We start from the raw sequence: 24,046 nt of genomic DNA on the forward strand, positions 1-24,046 counted from the left end.
ATTGATGCGCGGTACCGCACGCAGAGGAGGCAGGCATGAAGGAGCAGGGAGCGTCATTCTGTCGCACGCAGCTGCCCCGGGTTTCCCGGACGTTCGCGCTCAACATCCCGCTGTTGCCGGAGCCCCTGGACCTCGCGGTCACGGTGGCCTACCTGCTGTGCCGCATCGCGGACACGCTGGAGGACGAGGCCCCCGGCCCCTCCCGGACCGCGCTGCTCGAAGAGCTGGGCACCCTGGTGGCGTTGGCGCCAGGCTGGGAAGCCCAGGCCCGTTCCTTCGCGCGAAGGGCGCGGCTCGCCCTGCGGGACGAGGCGCCCGCCGAGGAGGCCGAGCTGGTGCTGGAGACCCCGCGGGTGCTGGAGACCCTGGCCTCGCTCCCCTCCTGGGTGCACCCGCCCATCGCCCGGTGCGTGCGCACCATGACCGGAGGGATGAACCAGATGCAGCGGCTGCACGGCGGGAGCGGGCAGGTCATGGGGCTGCCCGACCTCCAGGCGACGTTCATGTATTGCTATTACGTGGCCGGCGTCGTGGGCGAGATGCTGACCGGGCTCTTCATCGCCAGCTCACCCCGGGTCGCCTGGCGCCAGGAAAGCCTCACGCCGCGGGCGCCTGCCTTTGGCCGGGCCCTGCAACTCACCAACATCCTGAAGGACGTGCGCGAGGACCTGGACCGGGGAAGCTGCTGGCTGCCCAGGGACCGCATGGCCGCGCATGGCCTCACGCCCGCCACGCTGGCCCTGCCGTCCTTGCGCTCGCATGCGGTGGCGCTGATGGACGAATTGGTGGAGGTGACGCGCCGGGAGCTCGCGGTCGCGCTCGAATACTCCCTGGCCCTTCCCCGCGAGGAGCCCGGCCTGCGGCTGTTCTGCCTCTACCCGCTCTTCTTCGCGGTCGCGACGCTGGACGCGGTGGAGGGCAACCCTGCGGTGCTCGAACCCGTGCCCGTGAAGATCCGCCGGGAGACGGTGGAGGCGCTGATGCGGCTCACCCAGGAGCGGGTGGACTCGGATGAAGCGCTGCGGGCGCTCTACGCCCGGTGCGCGCGAGTGCCCCGGGACGGCCTGGAGGCCCGGCCCTGATGCGACAGGCGCGCGACGTGCTGGCGCGGACGCAGGAGGCGGATGGCTCCTGGACGGGTGACTACAGCGGCCCGCTCTTCCTGGCCCCGGTGTACGTGGCCGGGCTGTACGTGATGGGCCGCTCGCCGGACGCGCGCCTCCGGGACGGGCTCGTCGCGTCCATGCGCGCCCACCAGAACGCGGACGGCGGCTGGGGGCTGGACGTGGAGTCGCCCAGCCTCGTCTTCACGACGGTGCTCACCTACGTCGCACAGCGGTTGCTGGGCGTCGGCGCGGACGACCCGGGCCTCCTCCGCGCGCGAGCGTGGTTCCTTCCGCGCGGGGGCCCGCTGGGCAGCGCGTCCTGGGGGAAGTTCGTCCTCGCACTGCTGGGGCTCTACGACTACGCCGGCCTGGCGCCCGTGCCTCCTGAGCTCTGGCTGTTGCCGCGAGCGATGCCGTTCCATCCGTCCCGGCTCTGGTGCCACTGCCGCATGGTGTACCTGCCCATGGGCTGGCTCTACGGCCGCCGCGCCCGCGCCAGGGAGACGCCGCTGCTGGCCGAGCTGCGGCGCGAGCTGTATCCCCAGCCCTACGCGGACGTGGATTGGAAGGCGGCGCGCGGCCGGGTGGCCGGGACGGATGCCTACACCCCCCATGGCCTGTTGCTGCGCGCGGTGCACCGGGTGCTGGGCCTGTACGAGCGCTTCCACTCGAAGCGGCTGCGGGCCCGCGCGCTGGAGGAAGCCCTGGCGTTGATTCGCGGGGAGGACGAGGCGACGCACTTCGTCTGCATCGGGCCCATCAACAAGGTCTTCAACATGGTGGTGTGGCACGTGCTGCGGCCAGACGGCCCGGAGGTGCGTGCCCACCTGGAGCGCCTGCCGGACTACCTCCAGCCGACGGGGGAGGGCATCACGTTCAACGGCTACAACTCCTCGCAGCTCTGGGACACCGCCTTCGCGGTGCAGGCGCTGGTGGCGTCCGGCGCGACGGCCGGAGCGCGGGACACGCTGGAGCGCGCGGGCCGCTTCCTGGAAGCGCAGCAGGTGCTGGAGGATTCACCGGACGCCGCGCGCCACCACCGGCACCCGAGCCGGGGAGGTTGGCCCTTCAGCACGCGCGCGCACGGCTGGCCCATCAGCGATTGCACGGCGGAGGCGCTGAAGGCCTGTCTGTTGTTGGAGCCGCTGGGGCTCAACCGCGTGCCGCGGGAGCGCCTGGAGCAGGCCGTGGCGTTCATCCTGTCCTTGCAGAACCGGGACGGCGGCTGGGCCACCTACGAGCGCCAGCGGGGACCGCGCTGGCTGGAGCGGCTCAACCCCTCGGACGTGTTCGCCGGCATCATGGTGGACCCCAGCTACGTGGAGTGCACGTCGGCCTGCGTGCAGGCGCTGGCCGCGTGGCGCAAGGCGCATCCGCAGGCGCCGGTGGACCGGGCCATCGCGCGGGGCGCGGACTTCCTGCGCCGCCAGCAGCGTCCGGACGGAAGCTGGGAGGGGGCCTGGGGCGTGTGCTTCAGCTATGGCACGTGGTTCGGCGTCACCGGTCTGGTGGCCGCGGGCGCGAAGGCCTCGGACCCCGCGCTGCGCCGGGCGGTCGCGTTCCTGGAGGCCCACCAGCGCGAGGACGGCGCGTGGAGTGAAACCGTCCAGGGCTGCCGTGAGCGCCGCTGGGTGGAGGGGCGCACCGGCCACGCGGTGACGACGTCCTGGGCCGTGCTGTCCCTGGTGACCGCGGGCGGCGCGGACAGCGACGCCGCGCGCCGGGGCGCGGCGTGGCTCCGTGCGAGGCAGGGGCCGCGCGGCCAGTGGCCCCAGGAGCCCCTGGCCGGCGTGTTCAACCGCACCTGCGCCATCCACTACGACGCCTACCTGCGCATCTTCCCGCTGTGGGCGCTGTCGCTCATGGAGGCGGCAGGCGACGGCCTCACGGCGCGCGGAGGCTCAGCGTCCCCAGGTAGTCCATCTTGCCCAGGTTGACGCCGTTGTGCCGGAGGAGCGCGTACGCGTGGGTGAGGTGGAAGTAGAAGTTCGGGATGATGTGCTCCTGGAAGTTGTCCGCGCCGCTCATCACCTTGCCCTCCCACCGGGGATTGGTGATGACGCGGCTGGCCGCGCCCTCGAAGTCCTTCCCGGTGAACGTGTCCAGGTAGGCGATGGTCGACTGGACGCGGGCACGCAGCTCCTCCAGCGTCTGCTCCGTGTCCGGGTTCGACGGCGCGGCCTTGCCCGTCAACCTCGAGGCCCCCAGCTTCGCGGCGTCACAGGCGATCTGCACCTGCTTGACGAACGGAAACTGGTCCGGCGCCAGTCGGGAGCTCAGGTACACGTTCGGGTCGAAGGACTTCGCCTTGGCGTAGCCCGCGGCCGCCTCCAGCCACTTGTCGAGCTGCCCGAGCTGCTTCTTCATCTGCGAAAAGGTCTCGAAGTACATGGGCGCGCAAGCTAACGGGGCAGCCATTGCCGCGCGAGCCAATCCGCGGGGCGTCCGGTCCCTCATCCCGGACGCTCCGCGTCATGCCGCGGTCACGCGTGGCATCAGAAGGTGATGGTCAGGTCGTGCAGCACGGCCGAGCAGCCCGTCTTCGTCCCCGCCTCGTCGCCCGACGTGTCACCCACGCAGGTGATGTTCTGCACCATGCGCGTGTTCCCGAGGACCTGCGGGAAGGACCAGGCGTCCAGCGAGTGCCCCGTGTCCGTATACGACCAGGTGAACTCGGCGCCCTTCCAGTAGTCCGCGATGGGCACGAAGGTCGGCGAGACGCTCTGGATGGCAGTCGCCGTGGTGGCGATGTGGTACCACTGCCCCCCGAAGACATGGGTGTCTCGTCCGCCCGTTTCGTCTCCCCAGATGAACATGCCGACCCACAGCTCGTTGAAGTTGCGCACCTCGAACTCGAAGTTGAGGCTCATCAGCGGGCCGTGACCGGCGAAGTCCGCGTCACCTCCCGGAGTCTTCGGCGGGACGTAGAAGGCCAGGGGGAAGTCGTTGATGGTGATGCTGGACAGGCCCTGCTCCGTGGTGGCCACGGACGGCTCCGCCGGGACCTCCGACGACTCGAGGGTCTCAGGGCCGCCGCAGGCCCCCAGCAACAGCGCGGCCGCCGGCACGACGTAGGACACGAAGCGATTCAACATGGGTGACTCCTGGACGCGGGTGGAAGACGCGCCCAGGAGTACCGGGCTTCATGGACAGCCAACATGCCTCTGCCGCCAATGCCTCTCAGCGTGGGATGAAGCGGCCCGCGGCGGGGGTGAGCTGGCCATGGCGGGAATGCCTCTCAGGCCTTGAACGTCATCAGCGGCTTGAGCCGGGCCACCTCCCGGACGATGTCTGCGTCCACCTGCGAGGCGATGACCGGGCCGATGGGCTTGTAGGCGGCGGGGGCCTCCTCGATGCGGCGCTCGGCCCGCAGCGCGATGCAGTCCACCCCCGTCAGCCCCAGGTCGTCCTCGCGGTGCTTCGCGCCACCCCGCGACATGGAGAAGCGCGAGTGCGCCCGGCCCGCCCCGTGCGAGGCCGACGCCAGGGCCTTCGCGTTGCCCAGGCCCCGCATCAGGTAGGACGTCGCCCCCATGGAGCCGGGGATGATGACCGGCTGGTCCTCCTCGGCCGGGCAGGCCCCCTTGCGCGCCAGCCAGCCGCCTTCCCAGGGCAGGGTGATGTTGTGGGGCACGTCGTAGACGAGCGGCGCCTCCACGTCCCCGAACAGCTCCCGCAGCGTCTGCCGCACCAGCTCCGCGAGCAGCAGCCGGTTGAGGAAGGCGTAGTTGGCCGCGGTGGCCTCGGCCCGCAGGTACTCGCGCACCATCGCCGGGTCCGCGAGCGGGAAGATGCCGCTCGCCGGATGCGGAGCCCCCGTGGGCCACGCGGCCCGCGCCCGCTCCTGCCACGTGCGCCCCACGTGCTTGCCCATGTCCCGCGAGCCGGAGTGCACCATGAACGCGAGCTGCCCCTCACGCACCCCCCAGGCCCACGCGCGCGCGCGGTCCACCACGGCCTCCACGCGCTGCACCTCGACGAAGTGGTTGCCTCCGCCAATGGTGGCCAGCCCGGGGTCTCGCACCACGCCCTCGCGCCGCAGCCCGGTGGGCGCCCAGGCCGGGTCGCCTTCCAGCGCACCGCCCAGGTGGACGCGCGCGGATTCGCGGTCCAGCTGGTCCAGCTCCGCACGGGCGGACATGCCCAGCGGCTGCGCCGCCGTCTCCTGGAGCCAGCCGGGCAGGCCGTCGCGCAGGAGCGCCTCCAGCGCGCGCGAGCCCTGGGCGACGTCGCGGGTGCCGAAGAAGCAGTGCCCCTTCATCCGCTCGACGAAGGCGTCGCGGCGGGCGAGGAAGGCGTCCACGGGGATGTCCGCGACGTGCAGGCGCATGCCGCAGTTGATGTCCGTGCCCACGGCACCGGGCACCACCAGTCCCTCCGTGTGGACCACCGACCCGATGGCCACCCCGGAGTCACCCGGATGGAAGTCCGGCGTCGCGCGCACCTGCTTCACGCGCCCGCCCGTCGGATGATGGAGCGCGGCGAGCGCCGCGAGCTGTTGAAGCGCCTTGCCCTCCACGGGCAGGTCCGGCGGGAGCAGGACCTCCGCGGGGGGCGCATGGGGATCCGCCTGGAGGCGGACCGTGTAGACACGACCGTCGTAAGCAACATCGAGCCCCTCGCGGGCAAGTGCCCGCAGGAGCCGGTTGAGTTTCGGCTGCATGACCTTCTCGGAATCTGACCCGGGCGGACCTCGGCCCGGGGGACGTGAGCGATGGATTCGAGACCTCGGGTCAGCAGCCGCGGTCGGGACGTCGGAGCGTCCGCGCCCGCAGGGACGCCCCGGCCCGCGCTGCCTGACAAAGCCAGGCGGCGGGAAGGGGCGCCACGCAAGCGACACGTCTACGAATACATCGTCGCCCTGCTTCCTTCGTCCAGGAAGTAGGCGCTGTTCACGAGCGCCAGGTGGCTGAACGCCTGGGGGAAGTTGCCAATCATCCGGCGTTGCCCGGGCAGGTACTCCTCGGCGAGCAGCCCCACGTCGTTGCAGAGCCCCACCAATTTGGTGAAGAGCTTGCGCGCGTCCTCGGTGCGCCCCAGCAACTGGTAGGTGTTCGCGAGCCAGAAGGAGCAGGCGAGGAAGGCGCCCTCCTCGCCGGAGAGGCCATCGACGCTCTCCTCCGTCCGGTACCGCAGCACCAGCCCCTCCGGCATCAGCTCCTCCTCGATGGCCTTCACCGTTCCGGCGATGCGGGGATCCTCCGGCGGGAGGAACCCGCTGAGCGCGATGATGAGCAGGCTCGCGTCCACGCCCTTGGAGCCGTAGTACTGCGTGAAGGTCCCCCGCTGGGCGTCGTAGCCCTTGCTGCACACCTCGTCGTGGATGGTCTGCCGCAGCTTCACCCACGGGGCCTTGTCCTCCTTCAGGCCGTACTGCTCGATGGCCCGCACCCAGCACTCGATGACGATCCACGCCGACACCTTGGAGGCGGTGAACGCGTGCTTCGGGCCGCGCATCTCCCAGATGCCGTGGTCCGGCTCCGTCCAGACCTTCGACACGCGGATCGCGAGCCTCTTGAGCGCCTGCTGTCCGCGCTCCGTCAGCCTGCCCGCCTGTTGCGAATGGATGTAGAGGACCGCGGCGAACTCGCCGAGCACGTCCAGCTGGAACTGCGTGTAGGCCCCGTTGCCGATGCGCACGGGCCGGGCCCCCTCGTAGCCTCCCAGCCAGTCCAGGTTGACCTCGGTGAGGCGGCGCTCGCCCCGGATGCCGTACATGATCTGCAGCTGGTCCGGGGCGCCACCAATGGCGTCCTCCAGCCAGTTCCCGAACGCACTCGTTTCGTCCGTGAGGTCCGCGCGCATGAAGGCGCTCAGCGTCAGGACCGAGTCGCGAATCCAGCAGAACCGGTAGTCCCAGTTGCGCTCGCCGCCCGGTGTCTCCGGGAGCCCGAACGTGGGCGCGGCGACCAGCGCTCCTGTCGGCTGGTAGCTGCACGCCTTGAGGGTGAGCAGGGAGCGGGTGACCACGTCCTGGTGCTGCGGGGGCAGGTGCAGCCGCGAGGCCCAGTCCTCCCAGTAGGCCTCCGTCTCACGCAGGGCGGCCTCCGGGTCCAGCGCGGCGGGGACGCCGTCGTACGGACGGGCCCAGGAGAGCACGAAGGGGATCCGCTGGCCGGCCTGGACCGTGAACTCCGCCTCGAAGGAGGGTGGCTCCTTGTCGGTGCCGCCTCGCAGGAACAGCGCGTCCGGGCCGGCGACGGAGGCGGAGGCGCCGTCCCTCCTCGCGATGAGGGGAATGGTGGAGCCGTTGGCGAACCGGGGGCGCAGCTCGGAGCGCATCGCCACCGTGCCCTGGAGCCCCTCCACCCACCGCACCAGGTGGGGGTTGCCCTTGCGGATGGGCATGAAGTCCACGACGCGCACCGTGCCCTCGTCCGTCACGAACTCCGTCTCCAGGATGAGGGTCTTGCCCCGGTAGCGGCGCCGCACCTCGCGCACGGCCCCCTTCGGCGCGACCTTCCACCGGCCGTTGTCGCGTGTTCCCAGCAGCGACGCGAAGCAGGCGTCCGAGTCGAAATCCGGGAGGCAGAGAAAGTCGACGGAGCCATCCCGGGCCACGAGCGCGGCCGTGTGCAGGTCCCCGAGGAGCGCGTGGTCCTCGATGAGCAGGCCCGGCTCCGCCCGGGTGCTGCTCCCCCATCCGGTCCTGGGGGCTTCACGCGTCCGGGGAGTCGTGTCTGTCGAAATCATGGCGTGTCTCTCGGCCTGGGGTGGGGGTTCAGCAAAAGGTAGGAGCCGGTCCTCTGGATGCAATCGCGCGGGGAGGGCGGCGGGCAGGGGCCACCCGGGCCGTGCGCCTGAACAGAGGAGGGACGCTCACGAAGCGGCCCCAGCCCGGTCTGGGATATGAACCCCCAGCCCCAAGGGCCTGCCCTGCCATGGCAGGCGCGGGCGGATTGGAACGGAGCGCTCTCATGACGGTGGCTGTCCTACGGGCCCAGGCCCCGGAGTTCGATGTGGCGTCCGTCCTGGACCGCTTCCCGGACTGCCACCCCAACGCCGTCTGGCTTCAAGGGGAGCAGCGGCTCCAGGGCAGACATTCCACCTCTGGCTTCAACCTCACGCTGGTGGAGGACGGGGAGGGCACGCTGCACGGCCCCGTCGCCGCGGCCCGGCGGCAGCTGGAGGTGCTGGCCCCCCTGCTCATGGAGCTGCGGCAGCTGTCCGTCCCCTGCGTCGTGGACTTCGGCCTGTTCGTCGGAAGCGCGCTGCACTTCGCCAGCTCCATCCACTTCCCACCCGACGACGTCCGGTGGTTCGCGGACCAGGGCATCGCCCTGGCCGTCTCCGCCTATCCAACCGCTGACGAGGATTGAGCAATCATTTCCAGGATGAATGTCAGATCGACCCTGTAGGGTGCGCGCCCCTCCGGAAGATTCCCTTCCGGCATGGCTCAAGGTCGAGGCCTCTTGAACCGCTCCTCCTTCCTGTCGCGCGCGCTGCGCACCGGCACGCTCTGTCTCGTGGGCGCCAGCTCGCTGCTGACCGCCTGTGATTCCAATGACGATCCGCCCCCCACCCCCACCCCGGTGGACACCTCGCCGCGCACGCTGACGCTGCTCCAGACCAGCGACCTGCACACCAACATCTTCCCGTGGGACTACTTCACCGGGAAGCCGGACGCGAAGCGCGGCCTCTCCAGGGTGGCCACGCTCATCAAGCAGGAGCGCGCGAAGAACCCGGACTGCACGCTGCTCGTCGACACCGGCGACACCATCCAGGGCTCGCCGCTGGGCACCTACTACGCCCTGGTGGACAACGCGCCCAAGCACCCCATGGCCACCGCCATGAACGAACTGGGCTACGCCGCCATGGCCCTGGGCAACCACGAGTTCAACTACGGCCAGGACGTCCTCAACAAGTTCAAGGGCGAGGCGAACTTCCCCCTCCTGGGCGCCAACGTGCGCAAGACCGCGGACGGCTCCGAGGCCTTCACCCCGTACATCCTCACCACGGTGTGCGACGTGAAGGTCGGCATCCTCGGCCTGGTGACGCCGGGCGTGGCGACGTGGGAGCGCAAGGACAACATCACCGGGCTGCGCTTCGATGATCCGCTGGAGACCGCGAAGACCTACGTGCCGAAGATGAAGCAGGCCGGCGCGGACGTGGTCGTGGTGGCCATCCACAGCGGCCCGGACAAGCAGCCCACCGGCAGCGCGAGCAGCCCGGAGTCGTGGCTCGCGGACTACGCGGACCCCACGAAGTGGACGGACCGGGGCAACATCGCCGGTGAGAACGAGGCGGTGCAGATTGCCCAGCAGGTGGCGGACGTGGACGTGCTCCTCACCGGCCACACCCACCAGCCCATCCCGAAGATGCTGCTGAAGAACGCGCAGGGCCGCGAGGTCCTCCTCACGCAGCCCAACCGCTGGGGCAGCCACCTGGCCGACGTGCAGCTCAACGTCACCTGGAACGGCGAGCGCTGGGGCGTGGACGCGCACGACTCGCTGCTCCACGCGGTGGACGACACGGTGGCGGAGGACGCCACCGTCAAGCAGCTCACCCAGGCCTACCACGACACCACGGTGGCCTACGTGAACCAGAAGATTGGCAGCACCACCGCGGCCTTCACGGGCGGCTTCCCCGGCCGCTACGTGGACAGCCCCCTGGGGGACCTGCTCAACATCGTGCAGGAGGAGGCCGCGGAGGAGGCCGGCTTCCCCGTGGACCTGTCCGCCACCGCCCTGTTCTCCAACGACGTCGCGCTGCCGGCGGGGGACGTCACCCTGCGCGACGCCTACAGCGTCTACATCTACGACAACACGCTGTACGTGATGGAGATCAACGGCTCCATCCTCCGGCGCGCGCTGGAGATGAACACGCTGTACTTCAAGCAGCTGGACGCGGCGAACCTGCCCGCGAAGCCCGCGGACGCGAAGGCCACCATGCCCGTCGTCGCGGACTACAACTGGGACCTCTACTCGCGCATCGAGTACGGCTACGACCTGACGAAGCCCGCGGGCTCCCGCCTCACGCACCTGCGCTTCCAGGGCCAGGACGTGCGCGACGACCAGGTCTTCCGCATCGCCGTCAACAACTACCGCGGCGGTGGCGGCGGCGGGTACAGCATGTTCAAGGAGGGCCGCCTGTTGTGGTCCTCCGCGGACGGCGTGCGGGACTACGTCGCGCGCTACATGCAGGCGCACCAGGGCCTGTCTCCGGACGTGGTGAACACCTGCAACTTCACGCTCGCGCCGGACCTCTACACGCCGTACTTCAAGGCCACGCTCGGCCCCGCGAAGTGCGCGCCCGTGCAGTGACGTAGGGACCCAGGGTGGCCCGGAGGACAGCCCTCCTCCCCGGAGGGCGCGTCCCACCGGGCCTCCCGTGTTCCTACCTTCCCGCGCATGGTCCGCCGCCTGCGCAGGTTCCTCCGCCAGCCCTCCTGGCTGCTGCTGGGCGGACTGGTCCTCCTGGGCGGGGGGCTGGGCATCGCGCTCGCCCGCGTGCAGGCGGACACCGCGCCGGCCCTGTTCGGACATGCCTGGCCCGGTGACATCGACTACGCGCGCGGCGCGCTGGGGGCGCTGCTCGGACTGCAGATCACCGTGCTCACCATCGTCCTGTCGCTGAACGCGCCGGTCATCCAGTCCGCGGCGAACCAGTACTCGCCGCGGCTGGTCTCCATCTACCTGAAGAACGCGCCGCTGCGCCGTGCCATCCCCTTCTTCGTCCTCTCCACCAGCTACATCCTCGCGGCCGTCCGGGAGCTGGGCCTCATCGAGGACGCGGGCGTGCGGCCCCGGCCAGTCCTCTCGGGGGCCATCGTCCTGGTGCTGGTGGCGCTCCTGCTGCTCATCGTCTTCCTGGCCCGCACGTTCCGCTTCCTCCGGGTGGAGCGCGTCCTCGGGCTCGTCCAGCATCTCATCGTGTCGGCCACGGAGCGCCGCATCCAGGCCCGCCTGAAGCGGCTGACGCTCGACCCGACCGTGCCCCTGCGCCTGCCGGCGGACGCCACCTCGCTCCTGGCCGCCGCGTCGGGCTACCTCGCGGAGGTGGACCTCCAGGCCCTCACGCGGTCCGCCCGGAGGTGGGGCGTGCGCGCCCGCGTCTGCATCAGCGTGGGCGAGTACGTGGACCAGGAGGACGTCATTGGCTGGGTGGTGGCGGACGCGGGAGGCCCCGTGGACGCGCACGTGCTGCGCGACCTCGCGGACACGCTGGTCATCACCCCGGCGCGCGAGCCGGACTGCGACCCGGCGCTCGGGCTGCGCATCCTCGTCGACGTCGCGAACCGGGCCCTGTCCTCGTCCTCGAACGACGCGTACACGGCGCGGCAGGCGCTCCAGCAGATCCGCTCGGTGATGCGCCGGCTGGCGGCCCTGCCCCAGGGGGACTGGAACGTCGTGGACCCCGACGGCCGGGCCCGCGTCTCCGTCGTGGCCCTGCGGCTTCGCGACTACCTCTTCCTGGCCGTGGATGGCCCCCTGCATTACGCGGGGGGCGACCCGGAGGTCCTGGAGGAGGTGCTTCAAATCGCCCTCACCGTGGGCCTCGCCGCTCGCGACGCGCAGGACCGCGCCGCGGCGCACGCCCTCTTCGCCCGCGTGCTCGCGGACGTCCAGGGCTCCCCGGAGCGGGACCGCTTCCACCGCCTGCTCACCCAGGCGGAGCGCGTGCGGGCCACCTTCCAGGGGGAGCGCCGCACGCGGGTGGAGCGGGGGCGCGCGGACTGGCTCCCGGACTGAAGGCGCCTCTTCAGTGGCGGCTCTCCCGCGTGGGCGTGAAGCCCACCAGGAAGTCGATGAGCAGGCGTGTGCCGTAGCCCGTGGCCCCCTTGCTGCGCCACGCGTGGTCGCGCTCGGCGCGCGCCGTCCCCGCCATGTCGATGTGCGCCCACGGCAGGCCGTCCACGAACTCCTCCAGGAAGAGGGCCGCGGTGATGGCCCCGGCGTTTTCGCCGCCCACGTTCTTCATGTCCGCCACCTCCGACTCCAGCTCGGGGCGCAGGCGCCGGTCCAGCGGCAGCTGCCACACGGTGTCGCCGGTCCGCTCCCCGGAGTCCTTCACCTGCTCGACGAGGGCCTGGTCATTGCCCATGACCCCCGCGCTCAGGACCCCGAGCGCGCGCTGGCACGCCCCGGTGAGCGTGGCGATGTCCACGATGGCGTCGGGCCGGGGCTGCTGCTCGGTGGCCAGCACGAGCCCGTCCGACATCACCAGGCGGCCCTCCGCGTCGGTGTTGATGACCTCCACGGTCTTCCCGCCGCGGACCGTGAGCACGTCCCCCAGCTTCATGGCGGTGCCCGAGGGCATGTTGTCGGTGCACATGAGCCAGGCCGTCACCTCCGCCTTGCAGCCCAGGGGCTTGAGCGCCGTCATCGCCGCGAGGATGGCGCCCGCGCCGGACATGTCGCCCTTCATGGTGGCGTGGACCAGGTCGTTCGGCTTCAGGCCCAGGCCGCCGGAGTCGAACATGATGCCCTTGCCCACCAGCGAGACGCGGCCCAGGGGCTGGACGGCCTCCCCCCGGCTTCCCCGGGGCGTGTACGTCAGCTTGATCATCCGCGGCGGCTCCGCGCTGCCCGCGTTGACGCCCAGCAGCCCTCCGCACCCGAGCCGGGCCAGCGCCTCTCCGTCGAAGACCTCGACCGTCAGTCCGCAGTGCTCGGCCAGGGACTCGGCCACCTCGGCCAGGCGGGAGGCGGTCAGCAGCGTGGCGGGCGCGTTGGCCAGGTCGCGCGCGAACGCCGTGGCGCGGGCGTGGATGCCCCCGCGTGACATCCCCTGTTCGACCTCCGCGGTGCTCCGCGCGTCCGTGACGAGCGTCAGGGCTTCGAGCCGCGGCTCCTGCTCCGAGTTCTGCTTGTAGGGCCGGTAGCGGTAGCGGGCGAGCAGGACGCCCTCGGTCAGCGCCTGCGCGGCGACGTCCGCCGGGACGGCCCCCGTGGCTGGCACCCTGAGCGCGAGGTGCGGCTGATTGCTCGCGGCCCGCGCGAACGCGGCGCCGGCGTCCCGGAGCGTGCCCGGGTCGAGCCGCGCCATCGCTCCCACGCCGACGGCGACGAGGGGCGGGCCGTCCGTGCGGGGAATGACGAGCGTCTGACCGGCCTTGCCCTCGAAGCCGGCCGCCTTCAGGAACGCGCGGTCGAAGTGGGGGTCCTTCAACCCTTCCTCCTCCCCCACGAACGAGCCGATGCAGCCGGCGCTGGCGGGGAGGGAGGACGACACGGCGAGCTTCGTCTCCTCCGGGGGTTCGATGGAGGGAGCGGGATGGAACTCCGCCTGCGCGCGCGAATGAAACGAGGTCAACATGGAAGCCTCCTGAAGGAGGAACTGGGCATCCCATCAGGAGGGTGCAACATCCGGCAGGCCACTCGCCCCTGCCTCCGGGAGCGGTTTGCCGGCGGATGGGAGGTGTGGATGTTCCGCCACGCAATCCCATGAGGGGGAAGTCCATGCGCACACTGCCGTCGAAACGGATGTCATTGCTCACCGAGCGCGAAGCCCAGCTCGTCCTGTCCAGCGCCCCACGCAACCTGTCCGAGCTCACGCCCCGGGAGCTGCGCGCACGCATCGCGCGCACGCGCCGCCTGATGGAGAAGTACCAGGACGCGGCACGGCGGCAGCGCCGGGAGTCGCTTCGCAAGGAGTCGCCCTCCCGCTCCCGCCGCGCCGAGGGCAACCTCAACACGCTCCAGAAGGCCGAGTACTTCGCCCTCACCCTGGAGCGCTTCGAGAAGCGGCTCGCGACGCTCGAGCGCAAGGAACAGGTCCGGGCCCGCGCCGCGAGCAGCCCGGGCCCCCGTCGTGTGAAGCGCGCGGCCCCGGCCCGCGCCGCCACGAAGGGACGCAAGCCCGCGCGGCGGACGCGCGCCGCCGGGCGCACCGCGAAGGCCGCCGCGCCCCGGGGCTCCCGCCAGAAGCGGGGAGGGGCCCTGAAGCAGGAGCGCTTCCCCTCGCTGAAGCGTCAGGCCCAGGCCTCCGGCAGGGGCCGCCGGACGCAGGCCCGGCGAGACGCGCGGCGCTGAGCGCGGGGGCCCTGACGGCGGTGGAGCGCCTCCCGCACGGCGAGGCGTTCCACGCCCAGGGGCCTACCCGAGCCCCCAGGGCAACCCCAGCACCTGCCACGCCACCAGCAGGGCAATCCACACGGCGAACACCACGATGACGTACGGCAGCATCAGGGCCACGACCGTCCCCACGCCGGCGTCCTTCTGGTACTTCTGGGCGAAGGTGACAATCAGGGCGAAGTAGGCGTTCAGCGGTGAGATGGCATTGAACGGGCCGTCGCCCACGCGGTAGGCGGCGAGCACGGCCTCCGGGGCCACGTTGAGCCGCATCAGCAGCGGCACGAACACGGGCGCGAAGATGGCCCACTTCGGGATGGCCCCCGTCATGATGAGGTCCAGGACGGCGACGACCAGCACGAACCCGACGAGCAGCGGAAGCGCCCCCAGGCCCGCGTGCTCCAGGGCGTCACCCACCTTCACGGCCGCGAGCGTCGCCATGTTCGTATAGGTGAAGAGCGCGATGAACTGGCTGATGATGAAGAGCAGGAAGATGAGGCTGCCCAGCCCGGCGACCGCCTTCTCCATGGCCTTGATGACGTCCACGCTGCTCTTGATCGTCCCGGCGCCAACGCCATAGGCGGCCCCCGTCACCAGGAACAGGATGGTGATGGCCACGATGAGGCCGTTCATGAACGGCGAGTCCCCCACGAGCGCGCCCGTCTCCGGGTTGCGCAGCGGAGCCCCCGGGGGCAGGGCCAGCAGCCCGAAGAACACCAGGACGCCCACGAGCGCCCAGAACGCGAACTTCAGTCCCCGCGACTCCTCCGGGGACAGCTTCGCGCCCGTCGTGGCCGGCTTCTCACCCGCGTAGGGACCCAGCCGGGGTTCAATCAGCTTGTCGCTGATGAGCGACACGACGACGGTCAACATGACCACCGACGCGGCGGAGAACCAGAAGTTCGCCGTCAGGTCGATGGAGCGGTCCGGCGCCATGATGTGGATGGCGTCGTTGGTGATCTCCGTCAGGATGCCATCCAGGGGTTTGATCAGGATGTTGACGGTGAAGACCGCCGCGACGCCCGCGAAGGACGCCGCCAGCCCCGCCAGCGGATGCCTGCCCACGGTGAGGTACGCCGCCGCCGCCAGGGGAATCAGCACCAGGTAGCCCGCATCCGCGGCGATGCTCGACAGGATGCCCACGAACACCAGGATGTACGTGAGGGCCCGGGCGGGCGCGACCGCCACCAGCTTGCGGATCAACGCCCCCACCAGGCCCGCCGCGTCCGCGACGCCGACGCCCAGCATGGCGACGATGATGACGCCCACCGCGTTGAAGTCCATGAAGTGCTGGACGACGCCCGCGAACATGAAGCGCAGCCCCTCGCCCGTCAGCAGGCTCTTCGCGGCGCTGGTCGTCTGCTCGACCTGGTGGGTCTCCGGGTTGATGGTCTCGTAGGTGACGCTGGCTCCCAGCAGGTAGAAGACATGGGAGAGCACCATCACGATGGCGATCAGCGCGACGAAGATGATCGCCGGGTGGGGCACCTTGTTGCCCACCCGCTCGATGGTGTCGAGCACCCGCTCCATGCCCTTCTTCTTCGGCGGCGCGCTCCGTTTCTTCTTCGTCTCGCCGGGGACGTCGATGTCGTCGAAATGAGCCGCTTTGGCCATGGGAGTGCTGCTCCTTTCCAATTCCTCAGAGCTCCAGCTCGGCCCCCAGCGAGAGCGAAGTGTCCGTCCGGACCTTCTCCGCCGCGGGGGCGCTGTCGTGTCGCACTTCGAAGAACGTGGTGAGCGCGAAGCGGTCCGTCAGGTCCACGGACAGCTTCGAGGTGGATTCCAGGATGACGCGCGCTTCGTCGAAGATGTCCGAGAGCAACTGGGCGTCCTCGCGCAGGTGCACCCGCTCGTTGACGTCGTAGCGGAACGCCACGCCCACCGCGGGCGACCACAGCGTCACGTCCGGCAGGTTCTCGCGCGTGGGGAAGTACTGGAACCGGCGGTCCCGCGCGTAGCTCCCGCCCAGATACAGGCGCAGGAGGAGCTCCTGTGCCGCCTTGTCCCGCTCCAGGACGGTGAAGCCGAGCCCCAGCTCCGCGTGGGTGCGCAGCTCGAGGCTCGCGAGTTGGTCGGTCTCCGCGCCCAGGAAGGTGTAGGCGCTGAGCAGGGACGTGAAGCGGTAGTCCCCGCGCGCCCAGCCGCCCAGGTTCCTGGCCGTGGCCTCCCGCTCCCCCTCGTCCTCGGCGGCCGCGTTGCCATAGGCGCCATCCGCCTCCAGGGTGAGCGCCCACACCGGTGATTCGTACTCCGCCAGGGCATCGCCCGTGAGGGTGAAGGAGCGGCTGTTGCCGGTGAAGAAGGAGGCACCCAGCCCGAACGTACCGGTCCAGGGCCCTTCGTCCTCGTCCTCGTCCTCGTCCTCGTCCTTTGCTTCGACTGAAGCCGGCGAGGGAGCCTCCGCCGCGTCGTCAGGGGGCGTGGGCGTCTGGGCCAGGGCCGCGAAGAGGAGGAAGAGTGGACTCATACGTGCCTTGGGGAAGGAGGAACCTGCCCGGGCAGGCGTGGAGCACGCCGAAGGCCTCCTCGGGTTCCGCGCAACCTTCGACACGCACTCCCAGTACTGCAATCCCAGGGCGGGGCGCCGGGGGTGGGCACCCTCGTGCTGTTGCTCGTCAGCGCGTGAGGACGGCCTGGATGAACCGGCTCAGCGACTCCGCCATCTTCTGGTGCGTGGCGGCGGAGGGGTGCCAGTCCTCGCCGACGCCGTCGGCGAAGGGGTTCTGCATGGCCATGACGTGGCGGTGGACGCGGGCGTCACCGTCGCGCTGGCGCTCCGCCACCAGGTCGGAGATCCAGTCGCCGACGTGCGCGGACGTCACCACGCCCTGCCGTTCCATTCGCTTGTAACCGTCCGTCATGCTGCCCAGCGTGCAGACGATGTGCGCGCGGGGATGCAGCGCGCGGAGCCGTGCGAGGAAGGTCCGGTAGGCGGATTTGAACGCCGCTTCGTCCGGAAGGAACGCGGCGGTGCCAGCGCCCGCGAACGTGTCGTTGGTGCCGGCGTTGAGGACAATCACGTCCGGCGAGTCATTGGAGAAGTCCCACGCGGCGGGGTGGTCCGGCACGGCGCGCTCGTAGATGTCTGGGAGCAGCCCGGACGTGGACAGGTCCAGGTTTCGGTACACGCCGTGGCCCGAATAACAGACGAACACGGCCTCCGCGCCCAGGCGTTGGGCCGTGAGCCAGCCATGGCTCCGTCTGGGATTCTGGTGCTTCGCCGTGAAGCCAGGCACCTTCGACGAGGACGACTCCGGGACGAAGGTGACGTCGGTGCCGTAGCCGCAGGTGATGGAGTCCCCGACGAACTCCAGCCGGAGCCCCGTGTGCTGGGGTGGCGGCTCCCGGAGCTCGCCATGCACCTCGAGCGACAGGAGCGTGCTGGCGCCCACCAGGGACTCGGTGCGCTTGAAGACCTCCACCGTGTGCAGTCCCACGGGGAGTCCGCTGGCGAGCACGTAGCTGCCCTGCCCGGGCTGGACCGCGAGCAATCGCGGAGGCGCCCCGTCCACCACGACGTCGAAGTGGTTGGTCCCCACGTCGCCGCCCGTCCCCGCGTCATCCAGCCGCATCCTCACGGCGTCTCCCCAGAAGCGCGCGCGAACCGTCACGCCCGGGTGGGAGAAGACGACCCCTGTCTCGGAGCGGTACGTCCGGCCCACGTACCGCACGCGCGCGTCCGCGGCCGGAATGCTCACCCAGGTCATGGAAGGACTCTCCGCCGCGGGGGAGGGGGCCCTGCACGCGGCCAGCGCCAGGCCCATGCCAAGGCAGACGCCCCGGAGGCTGCGTGCGAAGGCAGGGATGGAGGGGCGGTCGGGCACGGAGTCACGGATTACACCCGGGATGGGCGCGGGCCGCCAGATGCCAGCCGTGAACAGTCCATGCTAGACGGCTTGCCGTCCCTGTTCTCCTGACGTGGATTCGAATGAACCGATTGACTGTCTTTTCCTTCGGCTGCCTCCCGGGCCTGCCCCGTCTCCGTCTGGCATTGCTGACGATGCTGGCGGTGCTGGGCACCGGCTGTGGCTCCGACCCGGCCCCTCCGCCGCAACCCCCATCCCCCGTGCTCGTCGAGAGCACGCAGTCCGCCGTCAACGTGCTGGACAACGAGACGGTGACGTTCCACGTCGCCGCGAAGGATGACGCGCAGCGGACCCTGGGCTTCACCTGGGAGGCCAGCGCGGGCGTCCTCGAGCCGGCGCTGAGCACCGCGACGTCCAGCGACGTGCGCTGGAAGGGGCCGGAGTGCATGCCCGCTGGAACGCTCGTCAAGGTGACGGTGACCATCACCAATGGCGTGGCGCCCGCCACCCCGCGGACCTTCCCGCTGTCCGTCATCGCGTGCCCGGTTCTCCCAGCCATCGCCTCGGGTGGCACCTACTCCGTGGTCGCGCGTGCTGACGGCACGGCCTGGGAGTGGGGCGCGTTTGGCGCCAGCAGCGAGGAGCGCGTCGCCGTGCCCCGGCAGGTGCCCGGGCTGACCGACGTCCAGGCCGTGGCCTCCGGCGTCCTCCACGCCCTGGCCCTGCGCAGGGACGGCACCGTCTGGGCCTGGGGCGCCAACAACTTCGGTCAGCTCGGGGATGGGACGTACACCGCGCGCAGCGTGCCGGCGCAGGTGCAGGGCCTGCGAGACGTCATCGCCCTCTCCGCGGGCCTCTACTCCACGCTGGCCCTGCGAAAGGACGGCACTGTCTGGGCGTGGGGCGACAACCGCGCGGGACAGCTCGGGGACGGGACGGCCGAGGGCCGGCTCACGCCCGTGCAGGTGCACGGCCTGCCCCGTGTCACCGCCGTGGCCATGGGCTGGAGTCACGCCCTGGCCGTGCTTCCGGATGGAACCGTCCGGGCGTGGGGGACCAACGCCTCGGGTGAGCTCGGGGATGGAAGGCCCAACGTGGAGGGCGGCAGCCGCGTCCCGGTCCTGGTGCCCGGGTTGACGGACATCGTCTCCGCCAGCGCGGGCAGTGGCCTGTCGTTCGTCCTGCACGCCGACGGCGGCGTGTCGTCGTGGGGCGTCAACGGGTTCGGCGTCCTGGGCCCCGAGGCGCAGCGGAACGGGGCCTATCCGAGCCGGATACCCGGGGTGAACCACGTGACCGCCTTGTCATTGGGGAGCTACCTGGCGGTGGCCCTGCTGGAGGACGGCACCGTCCGTTCCTGGGGAACCAACGACCACGGCCAGCTGGGGGATGGGACGTACACCCAGAATGCGGCTCCGGTGCAGGTGTCAGGGCTCGCGGGCGTGAGGGCCGTGGCGGCGGGCGGTGAGCATGTCCTGGCCGTGCTCGCGGACGGGAGCCTGCGGGGTTGGGGCAACAACCGGTTCGCGCAGCTCGCAATCAGGCCGGACGCCGTGGACCGCGGCGCGCCCGTGCGGGTGCTGGGGCTGACGGAGGTGACGACCGTGGCCGCGGGCCCGGTCCATTCCCTGGCCCTGCGAAAGGATGGCACCGTCTGGGCCTGGGGGAGCAACTCCCAGGGCCGGCTGGGGCTCGCGTACGACCGCGGCGCCAGCCCGGCGCCGGTCCAGGTGCCGGGACTCGCTGGCGCCAGGGGCGTCGCCGCGGGCACGGCTCATTCGCTGGTGGCGCTCGGCGATGGCTCCGTCATGGCATGGGGCGCCAACAGCGATGGGCAGCTGGGGAGCGCCTCCGGGTTCGGGACGCCCAAGCCCACCGCCGTCGCGTCGCTGACCGGTGTCTCGGCCGTGGCCGCTGCCTCCTGGTATTCGCTGGCCCTGCGTCAGGACGGCACGGTGTGGGGCTGGGGGCTCAACGACGGTGGACAACTGGGGGCCGCGGCGGCCCTCAAGCAGTCCACGCCGGTGCAGGTGGCGGGGCTGACGCAGGTGACCGCCATCGCGGCGGGTGGCTACCACACGCTGGCCCTGCGTCAGGACGGCACCGTCTGGGCCCTGGGGGACAACAGCCAGGGCCAGCTCGGGGACGGGACGCACCTCCGTCGCGACGTGGCGGCGCGGGTCCCGGGACTCACGAGCATCATCGCCGTGGCCGCGGGCCGGTACTACTCGCTGGCCCTGCGTGAGGACGGCACCGTCTGGGCATGGGGCGCCAATTCGGACGGGCAGCATGGCGACCTGACGGTCCGCGAGCGCACGTCACCGCAGCAGGTCCTGGGGCTGACGGGCATCCAGCGCATCGCCGCGGGGGATTCCCACTCGCTGGCGGCGCTGGATGGCGCTCCGCTCGTCACGTTTGGCTGGAACGCCTCCGGACAGCTGGGGCTGGGCGCGGACGCCCAGGGCGAGTCGCGCGGGCGGGTCGTCTCGGTCCTCGATGTCCGGGCCCTCGCGGCGGGTGCCACCCACACCTTCGCGGTGGCCAACGACGGCACCGTCTGGGCCTGGGGCGGCAACCAGGCGGGCCAGCTCGGCAATGGCGAGGCCGCCAACAGCCCCCGCCCCGTCCCGGTGACGCTGCCGTAGGCCGCTGGACGCACTGGGAGAGGGGACCGCGCCTCGCGCATGTCGGCCGCGAGGGCGGTATCCTCGCGGCGATGACCGGACCCTTCGCGAACCTCTCCCAGTTGGTCCATGGCTCCGACGCGGAGCTCGAAACGCTGGTGGAGCAAGCCGACTTCAGCGGCTTCGTGGCCAGCCGGGACCTTCCGCCGCTGCGGGAGCGGCTCCTCCGGCTGGAGCGTGAGCAGGGCGTCACGGAGGTCCACCGGCGCTTCTCCGACAAGCTCCTGGCCACGGGGGCCCGGCTCGTGGAGACCCCGCGCTACATCGGCATGCAGCGCTGCTTCGCGCTCAGCCCGGATGGACGCCACCTCGCCATCGCGAGCAACCGCCTGGACGAATCGCACGGCGGTGACGTCCGCATCTGGGAGCTGGCGACGGGGCGCGTGGTCGACGCGGTCGGGTTCGAGAGCGCGCTGGTCGGTTCGACGCGGGAGCCCTCCTGCCTCCAGTGGTCGCCGTCGGGGGCGTGGCTCGGCGTCATCCTGGACAGCGTCGTCGTCGGCGTGCTGCGGGCCTTCGCCGGAACGCCGCCTGCCTTCACCGCCGACGTCACCCGGCGCTGGGGCTCGCCGCCGGGGTGGTCCGTCGTCAATCCCAAGCACGTGGAGAACACGGGACACCTGCCCGCCTGGTGCTGGTCTCCGGATGAGACCCGGCTGTTCATCTCCACCCCCGGGCCCGACGGTGCGCTGGGCTGCATCGTCCCGTTCAGGGAGGGGACCCGGGTCGACGAGGACAGTGAAGGGCTTCGCTGGTTCCCGGCCCGGTTGGACGGACAGCGTTCGAAGTCGCGCCCGCATACCTGGGTGCGGTGGAGCCCGGACGGTTCCCGCATCCACGGCTACTGCGAAGCGGAGTTCGTGAACGAACCGGGCGCCGACACGGGGCTGGAACCCCATCCGTCCGCCTCCGTCCTCGACGTGCACGGCGGCGACCTCCAGTACCGCTTCGATGAGCTGAAGCTGCCCGTGGCGTTCTCCCCGGACGGCGACCGCCTGGCCTACGGCAAGGAGCAGCCCCGGCTCGCGAACGGACACACGGGCGGGATGGTGGCCGACCTGGGCAAGCACGCCGACGTGCGCATCCACGCGGTCGAGGAGTACGTCTGGTCCCGCGACGGCCGCCGTCTGGCCGTGCTCATCAACGGCTACGAGTTCCCCCAGGTCCTCGTCTTCGAGGCAGGCAAGCTCCTGTGCCACCTGGACCTGAAGCGCCGTTCGTTCGGGCTGGCCTCCAGGAGCGGCGACCTGGGCCGCTGGGCCTGGGCTCCGGATGGCTCCATGGGCGCATGCCTGCTGCGCGAGGGAGGAACGGTCGAGCTGTGGAAGGTGGGGCCCTCGCCCAAGCTGCTCCGGAAGCTCGAGGGCGCCCGCGGCATCGACGGACTGGCCTGGGGCGCGGACGACACGCTCGTGGGAACGGGGCCCCATGACATCGCGTTCTGGGACGTGAACACCGGGCAGCTGCGCTTCCAGTCCTCGCTGGAGCTGGAGCCGGGCCGTGTGCCGCCCCCGAGCGACTGGAACCCCTGGCCGGACGACGACGCACGGTTCATCCCGACGGAGCGCGGCTGGGACTTCACGCGAGTCCAGCCGGACGGCACCGTGGTGTGTCCCCCGGGCTCGCGGGCGGCGCTCGAGCCCCGGCTGATGTTCTCCGTGGGGGGACGCCATGCCTGGCCCTGGCGCTGGGCCGTCGGGACCCGGCACGCGCGCTGGGAGGACGGAGCACCCTCGCCCGTCGCGCCCCACGCGGAGGCCGCGTTCGAGGAGCGGCACATCTCCGTGCCCGAAGGCGAGACGCTGGAGGCCAGGGACGCCCGGCACGGGAAGTGGGGCTTCCTGAGGCAATACCTGGCCCCCACCCGGCCCCTGGATCACTACAAGGCCGACCCCGTGTTCACGCACGGGCCCGCCATCTGCCGCGACAACCTCAAGCCGTATCTCGGCAAGGGAGTGCTGCTGCGCCAGACGCAATACGGGACGTGGTACGCCCTCGGGGCCCTGCTCGAGGTCACCGACGAGGGCATCCTCCTCCACCCTCGCGCCCCCATTGGCTCGTACCGCGAGCGGCTCCTGTCCTTCCGGGACATCCTCTGGATTGGACCGGCGGTGCCGCTCGAGCCGCCGGAGGGCTAGTGCCAGGTGCCCACGCCGACGCCCCAGCCGAAGTAGAGGCGGGCCACGTCGGCGAAGCCGCTGATGCGCCATGACGTGTCGGGCGACATCAGGCCGAAGACGGACCAGCGGAACAGGCGCACCTCCGCGCTGGCGGTGCCATGCAGGCGGGGCCCGGTCGTGTCGAAGCGGCTGGGCTCCAGGTAGCTGCCCGCGCGCAGCTGCAGCCGGTCCTCGATGGGCTCCACCTCCGCGCCGACGCGGGGGGAGACGGAGATGTGCCGCCCCGAGCGCTCCAGCTTCTGGGACAGGAAGGCGTCAAAGCCAATCGCGTTGGACGCGGCGCCGCTGATGAGCACGGAGCCCGTCAGCAGCAGCTTCGAGCGCGGCAGGGCCCTGTAGCGCTCCGCGCGGTCCGGGCCCCACGGCATCTGCAGGGGGCGGGAGCCGAACTGCCAGGCGAGGCCCGCTTCAAGCTCCCAGGGGAGCCGGATGGAGGAGGGCAGGTAGAGGCCGGCGACCCGCACGTTGCCCGCTTCGTCCGCGGTGGCCGGGCTGTTGGGCGTGAGCCCTCCATGAACGGGGGCCCGGAGGGTGAGGGCGGCGCGCAGCGGCAGGTCCACCGGGGTCCAGAGGGCGCCAGCCTCGGCGTTGAGGCCGGACATGCTGGCCAGGCTGTTGCCCTCGTCCCCCGCGACCTGGATGTCCAGGCTGACGGCGCGGAGGCCGATGCCGACCACCCACTCGCCGTCGAACAGGGCGCGCGCGAGCTGGATCTGGAAGCGGCTCGTGTTCAGCTGGAGCAGCTGCCCGTTCGCGTCCTGGCCCAGCGTATAGGTCTGCAGGGACGCGACCCCGCCGAAGCCCCAGGGCCCCCACTGAATCAGCCCCCCGAGCTGGGTGAAGATGAAGTCGTCCCTGGCGAAGCCCACCGAGCCGTTGTTGTCGAAGTCGGTGTTGCGCACCGAGCTGGGAAAGGTGAAGGCCAGCGACAGGTCGTAGTCGACGTGCTGGGACGAATAGAGCGGGCGCACGGCCGGAGCGGCCGTGTTGACGCTGATGCCCTCGACGCCCTCCGCGATGGGCGCGTACGCGCCGGCGAGGCCCGACACCCGCACCGGCGCCAGCACGGGCCCCTGGTACACGTCGATGGCGTAGTTCGAGCCCGTCAGCGGCGGGTTGTCCGCGAGCGCGGTCCCGCTGGAGAACAGCACGGCCACGAACAGCGCGAGGGAAGGGGAGCGGCGGACGATTCCGGACCATGACGGCATGGGCGGGCCGCAATGTAGCGCGGCCCGGGCCGTGGTGAGGCCACCCCGC

At 71.2% G+C, this 24,046-nt stretch carries 17 protein-coding genes; 8 read left to right on the top strand and 9 right to left on the bottom strand.

All coding sequences use genetic code 11. The features are described from left to right. The first annotated feature begins 35 nt into the window (after positions 1-35). Together AABA78_RS26775 and AABA78_RS26780 are read left to right on the top strand one after the other, a co-directional pair. Entirely contained in the window at positions 36-1,082 is a 1,047-nt protein-coding gene (locus AABA78_RS26775) for a phytoene/squalene synthase family protein (protein ID WP_338267067.1), read from the top strand. Next, positions 1,082-3,043: a 2,3-oxidosqualene cyclase gene (locus AABA78_RS26780; protein WP_338267069.1), complete on the top strand. Its 1,962-nt coding sequence runs from the start codon at positions 1,082-1,084 to the stop codon at positions 3,041-3,043. Before AABA78_RS26775 ends, AABA78_RS26780 begins: the two co-directional genes overlap by 1 nt. On the opposite strand, the gene AABA78_RS26785 is transcribed toward AABA78_RS26780, so the two are convergent. The 4 genes from AABA78_RS26785 to AABA78_RS26800 form a co-directional block, all read right to left on the bottom strand. Further along, positions 2,991-3,497 (bottom strand): DUF1993 domain-containing protein, encoded by a 507-nt coding sequence (locus AABA78_RS26785; RefSeq protein WP_171420221.1) that lies wholly within the window; start codon positions 3,495-3,497, stop codon positions 2,991-2,993. The two genes, AABA78_RS26780 and AABA78_RS26785, sit on opposite strands and share 53 nt — an antisense overlap. Positions 3,498-3,601: 104 nt before the next feature. Next, a complete protein-coding gene (locus AABA78_RS26790; protein WP_338267073.1) occupies positions 3,602-4,201 on the bottom strand; it encodes a hypothetical protein in 600 nt (199 codons plus the stop codon). Positions 4,202-4,344: 143 nt separating this feature from the next. Then, entirely contained in the window at positions 4,345-5,769 is a 1,425-nt protein-coding gene (locus AABA78_RS26795; protein WP_338267075.1) for an RtcB family protein, read from the bottom strand. A gap of 179 nt (positions 5,770-5,948) precedes the next feature. Continuing rightward, positions 5,949-7,799: a glycoside hydrolase family 15 protein gene (locus tag AABA78_RS26800; RefSeq protein ID WP_338267077.1), complete on the bottom strand. Its 1,851-nt coding sequence runs from the start codon at positions 7,797-7,799 to the stop codon at positions 5,949-5,951. 224 nt (positions 7,800-8,023) lie between these two features. Here AABA78_RS26800 and AABA78_RS26805 point away from each other — a divergent pair, with 224 nt between their 5' ends. The 3 genes from AABA78_RS26805 to AABA78_RS26815 all read left to right on the top strand — a co-directional run bounded on the left by AABA78_RS26805 (position 8,024) and on the right by AABA78_RS26815 (position 11,797). Further along, positions 8,024-8,425: a hypothetical protein gene (locus AABA78_RS26805; RefSeq protein WP_338267078.1), complete on the top strand. Its 402-nt coding sequence runs from the start codon at positions 8,024-8,026 to the stop codon at positions 8,423-8,425. A gap of 72 nt (positions 8,426-8,497) precedes the next feature. Further along, positions 8,498-10,369 (top strand): bifunctional metallophosphatase/5'-nucleotidase, encoded by a 1,872-nt coding sequence (locus AABA78_RS26810; RefSeq protein ID WP_338267080.1) that lies wholly within the window; start codon positions 8,498-8,500, stop codon positions 10,367-10,369. Positions 10,370-10,456: 87 nt separating this feature from the next. After that, complete coding sequence (locus AABA78_RS26815) at positions 10,457-11,797, top strand: DUF2254 family protein (RefSeq protein ID WP_338267082.1); 1,341 nt, start codon at positions 10,457-10,459, stop codon at positions 11,795-11,797. 10 nt (positions 11,798-11,807) lie between these two features. Here AABA78_RS26815 and AABA78_RS26820 read toward each other — a convergent pair whose 3' ends face one another. Further along, complete coding sequence (locus tag AABA78_RS26820; protein ID WP_338267085.1) at positions 11,808-13,364, bottom strand: leucyl aminopeptidase; 1,557 nt, start codon at positions 13,362-13,364, stop codon at positions 11,808-11,810. A gap of 143 nt (positions 13,365-13,507) precedes the next feature. Between AABA78_RS26820 and AABA78_RS26825 the strand changes: the two genes are divergently transcribed. Continuing rightward, positions 13,508-14,080, top strand: a complete 573-nt coding sequence (locus tag AABA78_RS26825; RefSeq protein ID WP_338267087.1) for a hypothetical protein — start codon at positions 13,508-13,510, stop codon at positions 14,078-14,080. Between the two features lie 63 nt (positions 14,081-14,143). On the opposite strand, the gene AABA78_RS26830 is transcribed toward AABA78_RS26825, so the two are convergent. From AABA78_RS26830 to AABA78_RS26840, 3 genes are all read right to left on the bottom strand, one after another. Continuing rightward, a complete protein-coding gene (locus AABA78_RS26830; protein WP_338267089.1) occupies positions 14,144-15,733 on the bottom strand; it encodes an AbgT family transporter in 1,590 nt (529 codons plus the stop codon). Positions 15,734-15,758: 25 nt separating this feature from the next. Beyond that, positions 15,759-16,586 (bottom strand): DUF481 domain-containing protein, encoded by an 828-nt coding sequence (locus AABA78_RS26835; protein WP_338267090.1) that lies wholly within the window; start codon positions 16,584-16,586, stop codon positions 15,759-15,761. Between the two features lie 148 nt (positions 16,587-16,734). Then, the gene (locus tag AABA78_RS26840) at positions 16,735-17,826 is read right to left on the bottom strand and encodes an SGNH/GDSL hydrolase family protein (RefSeq protein WP_338267091.1); all 1,092 of its coding nucleotides are present in this window, start codon (positions 17,824-17,826) and stop codon (positions 16,735-16,737) included. Between the two features lie 221 nt (positions 17,827-18,047). Here AABA78_RS26840 and AABA78_RS26845 point away from each other — a divergent pair, with 221 nt between their 5' ends. Beyond that, positions 18,048-20,570: an RCC1 domain-containing protein gene (locus tag AABA78_RS26845; protein ID WP_338267092.1), complete on the top strand. Its 2,523-nt coding sequence runs from the start codon at positions 18,048-18,050 to the stop codon at positions 20,568-20,570. Positions 20,571-20,641: 71 nt separating this feature from the next. Continuing rightward, positions 20,642-22,747, top strand: coding sequence for a WD40 repeat domain-containing protein (locus AABA78_RS26850; RefSeq protein WP_338267094.1), 2,106 nt, complete (start codon positions 20,642-20,644; stop codon positions 22,745-22,747). Here AABA78_RS26850 and AABA78_RS26855 read toward each other — a convergent pair. Further along, positions 22,744-23,997, bottom strand: coding sequence for a hypothetical protein (locus tag AABA78_RS26855; protein ID WP_338267096.1), 1,254 nt, complete (start codon positions 23,995-23,997; stop codon positions 22,744-22,746). The genes AABA78_RS26850 and AABA78_RS26855 overlap by 4 nt on opposite strands. Between the last annotated feature and the right edge of the window lie 49 nt (positions 23,998-24,046).

The sequence above is a fragment of the Corallococcus caeni genome (genome assembly GCF_036245865.1).
In the GTDB taxonomy this organism is placed as follows: Bacteria; Myxococcota; Myxococcia; order Myxococcales; family Myxococcaceae; genus Corallococcus; species Corallococcus caeni.

Coding starts and splice junctions, on each gene's coding strand:
- AABA78_RS26775 (WP_338267067.1), top strand. CDS start 36: ATGAAGGAGCAGGGAGCGTCATTCTGTCGCACGCAGCTGCCCCGGGTT.
- AABA78_RS26780 (WP_338267069.1), top strand. CDS start 1,082: ATGCGACAGGCGCGCGACGTGCTGGCGCGGACGCAGGAGGCGGATGGC.
- AABA78_RS26785 (WP_171420221.1), bottom strand. CDS start 3,497: ATGTACTTCGAGACCTTTTCGCAGATGAAGAAGCAGCTCGGGCAGCTC.
- AABA78_RS26790 (WP_338267073.1), bottom strand. CDS start 4,201: ATGTTGAATCGCTTCGTGTCCTACGTCGTGCCGGCGGCCGCGCTGTTG.
- AABA78_RS26795 (WP_338267075.1), bottom strand. CDS start 5,769: ATGCAGCCGAAACTCAACCGGCTCCTGCGGGCACTTGCCCGCGAGGGG.
- AABA78_RS26800 (WP_338267077.1), bottom strand. CDS start 7,799: ATGATTTCGACAGACACGACTCCCCGGACGCGTGAAGCCCCCAGGACC.
- AABA78_RS26805 (WP_338267078.1), top strand. CDS start 8,024: ATGACGGTGGCTGTCCTACGGGCCCAGGCCCCGGAGTTCGATGTGGCG.
- AABA78_RS26810 (WP_338267080.1), top strand. CDS start 8,498: ATGGCTCAAGGTCGAGGCCTCTTGAACCGCTCCTCCTTCCTGTCGCGC.
- AABA78_RS26815 (WP_338267082.1), top strand. CDS start 10,457: ATGGTCCGCCGCCTGCGCAGGTTCCTCCGCCAGCCCTCCTGGCTGCTG.
- AABA78_RS26820 (WP_338267085.1), bottom strand. CDS start 13,364: ATGTTGACCTCGTTTCATTCGCGCGCGCAGGCGGAGTTCCATCCCGCT.
- AABA78_RS26825 (WP_338267087.1), top strand. CDS start 13,508: ATGCGCACACTGCCGTCGAAACGGATGTCATTGCTCACCGAGCGCGAA.
- AABA78_RS26830 (WP_338267089.1), bottom strand. CDS start 15,733: ATGGCCAAAGCGGCTCATTTCGACGACATCGACGTCCCCGGCGAGACG.
- AABA78_RS26835 (WP_338267090.1), bottom strand. CDS start 16,586: ATGAGTCCACTCTTCCTCCTCTTCGCGGCCCTGGCCCAGACGCCCACG.
- AABA78_RS26840 (WP_338267091.1), bottom strand. CDS start 17,826: ATGACCTGGGTGAGCATTCCGGCCGCGGACGCGCGCGTGCGGTACGTG.
- AABA78_RS26845 (WP_338267092.1), top strand. CDS start 18,048: ATGAACCGATTGACTGTCTTTTCCTTCGGCTGCCTCCCGGGCCTGCCC.
- AABA78_RS26850 (WP_338267094.1), top strand. CDS start 20,642: ATGACCGGACCCTTCGCGAACCTCTCCCAGTTGGTCCATGGCTCCGAC.
- AABA78_RS26855 (WP_338267096.1), bottom strand. CDS start 23,997: ATGCCGTCATGGTCCGGAATCGTCCGCCGCTCCCCTTCCCTCGCGCTG.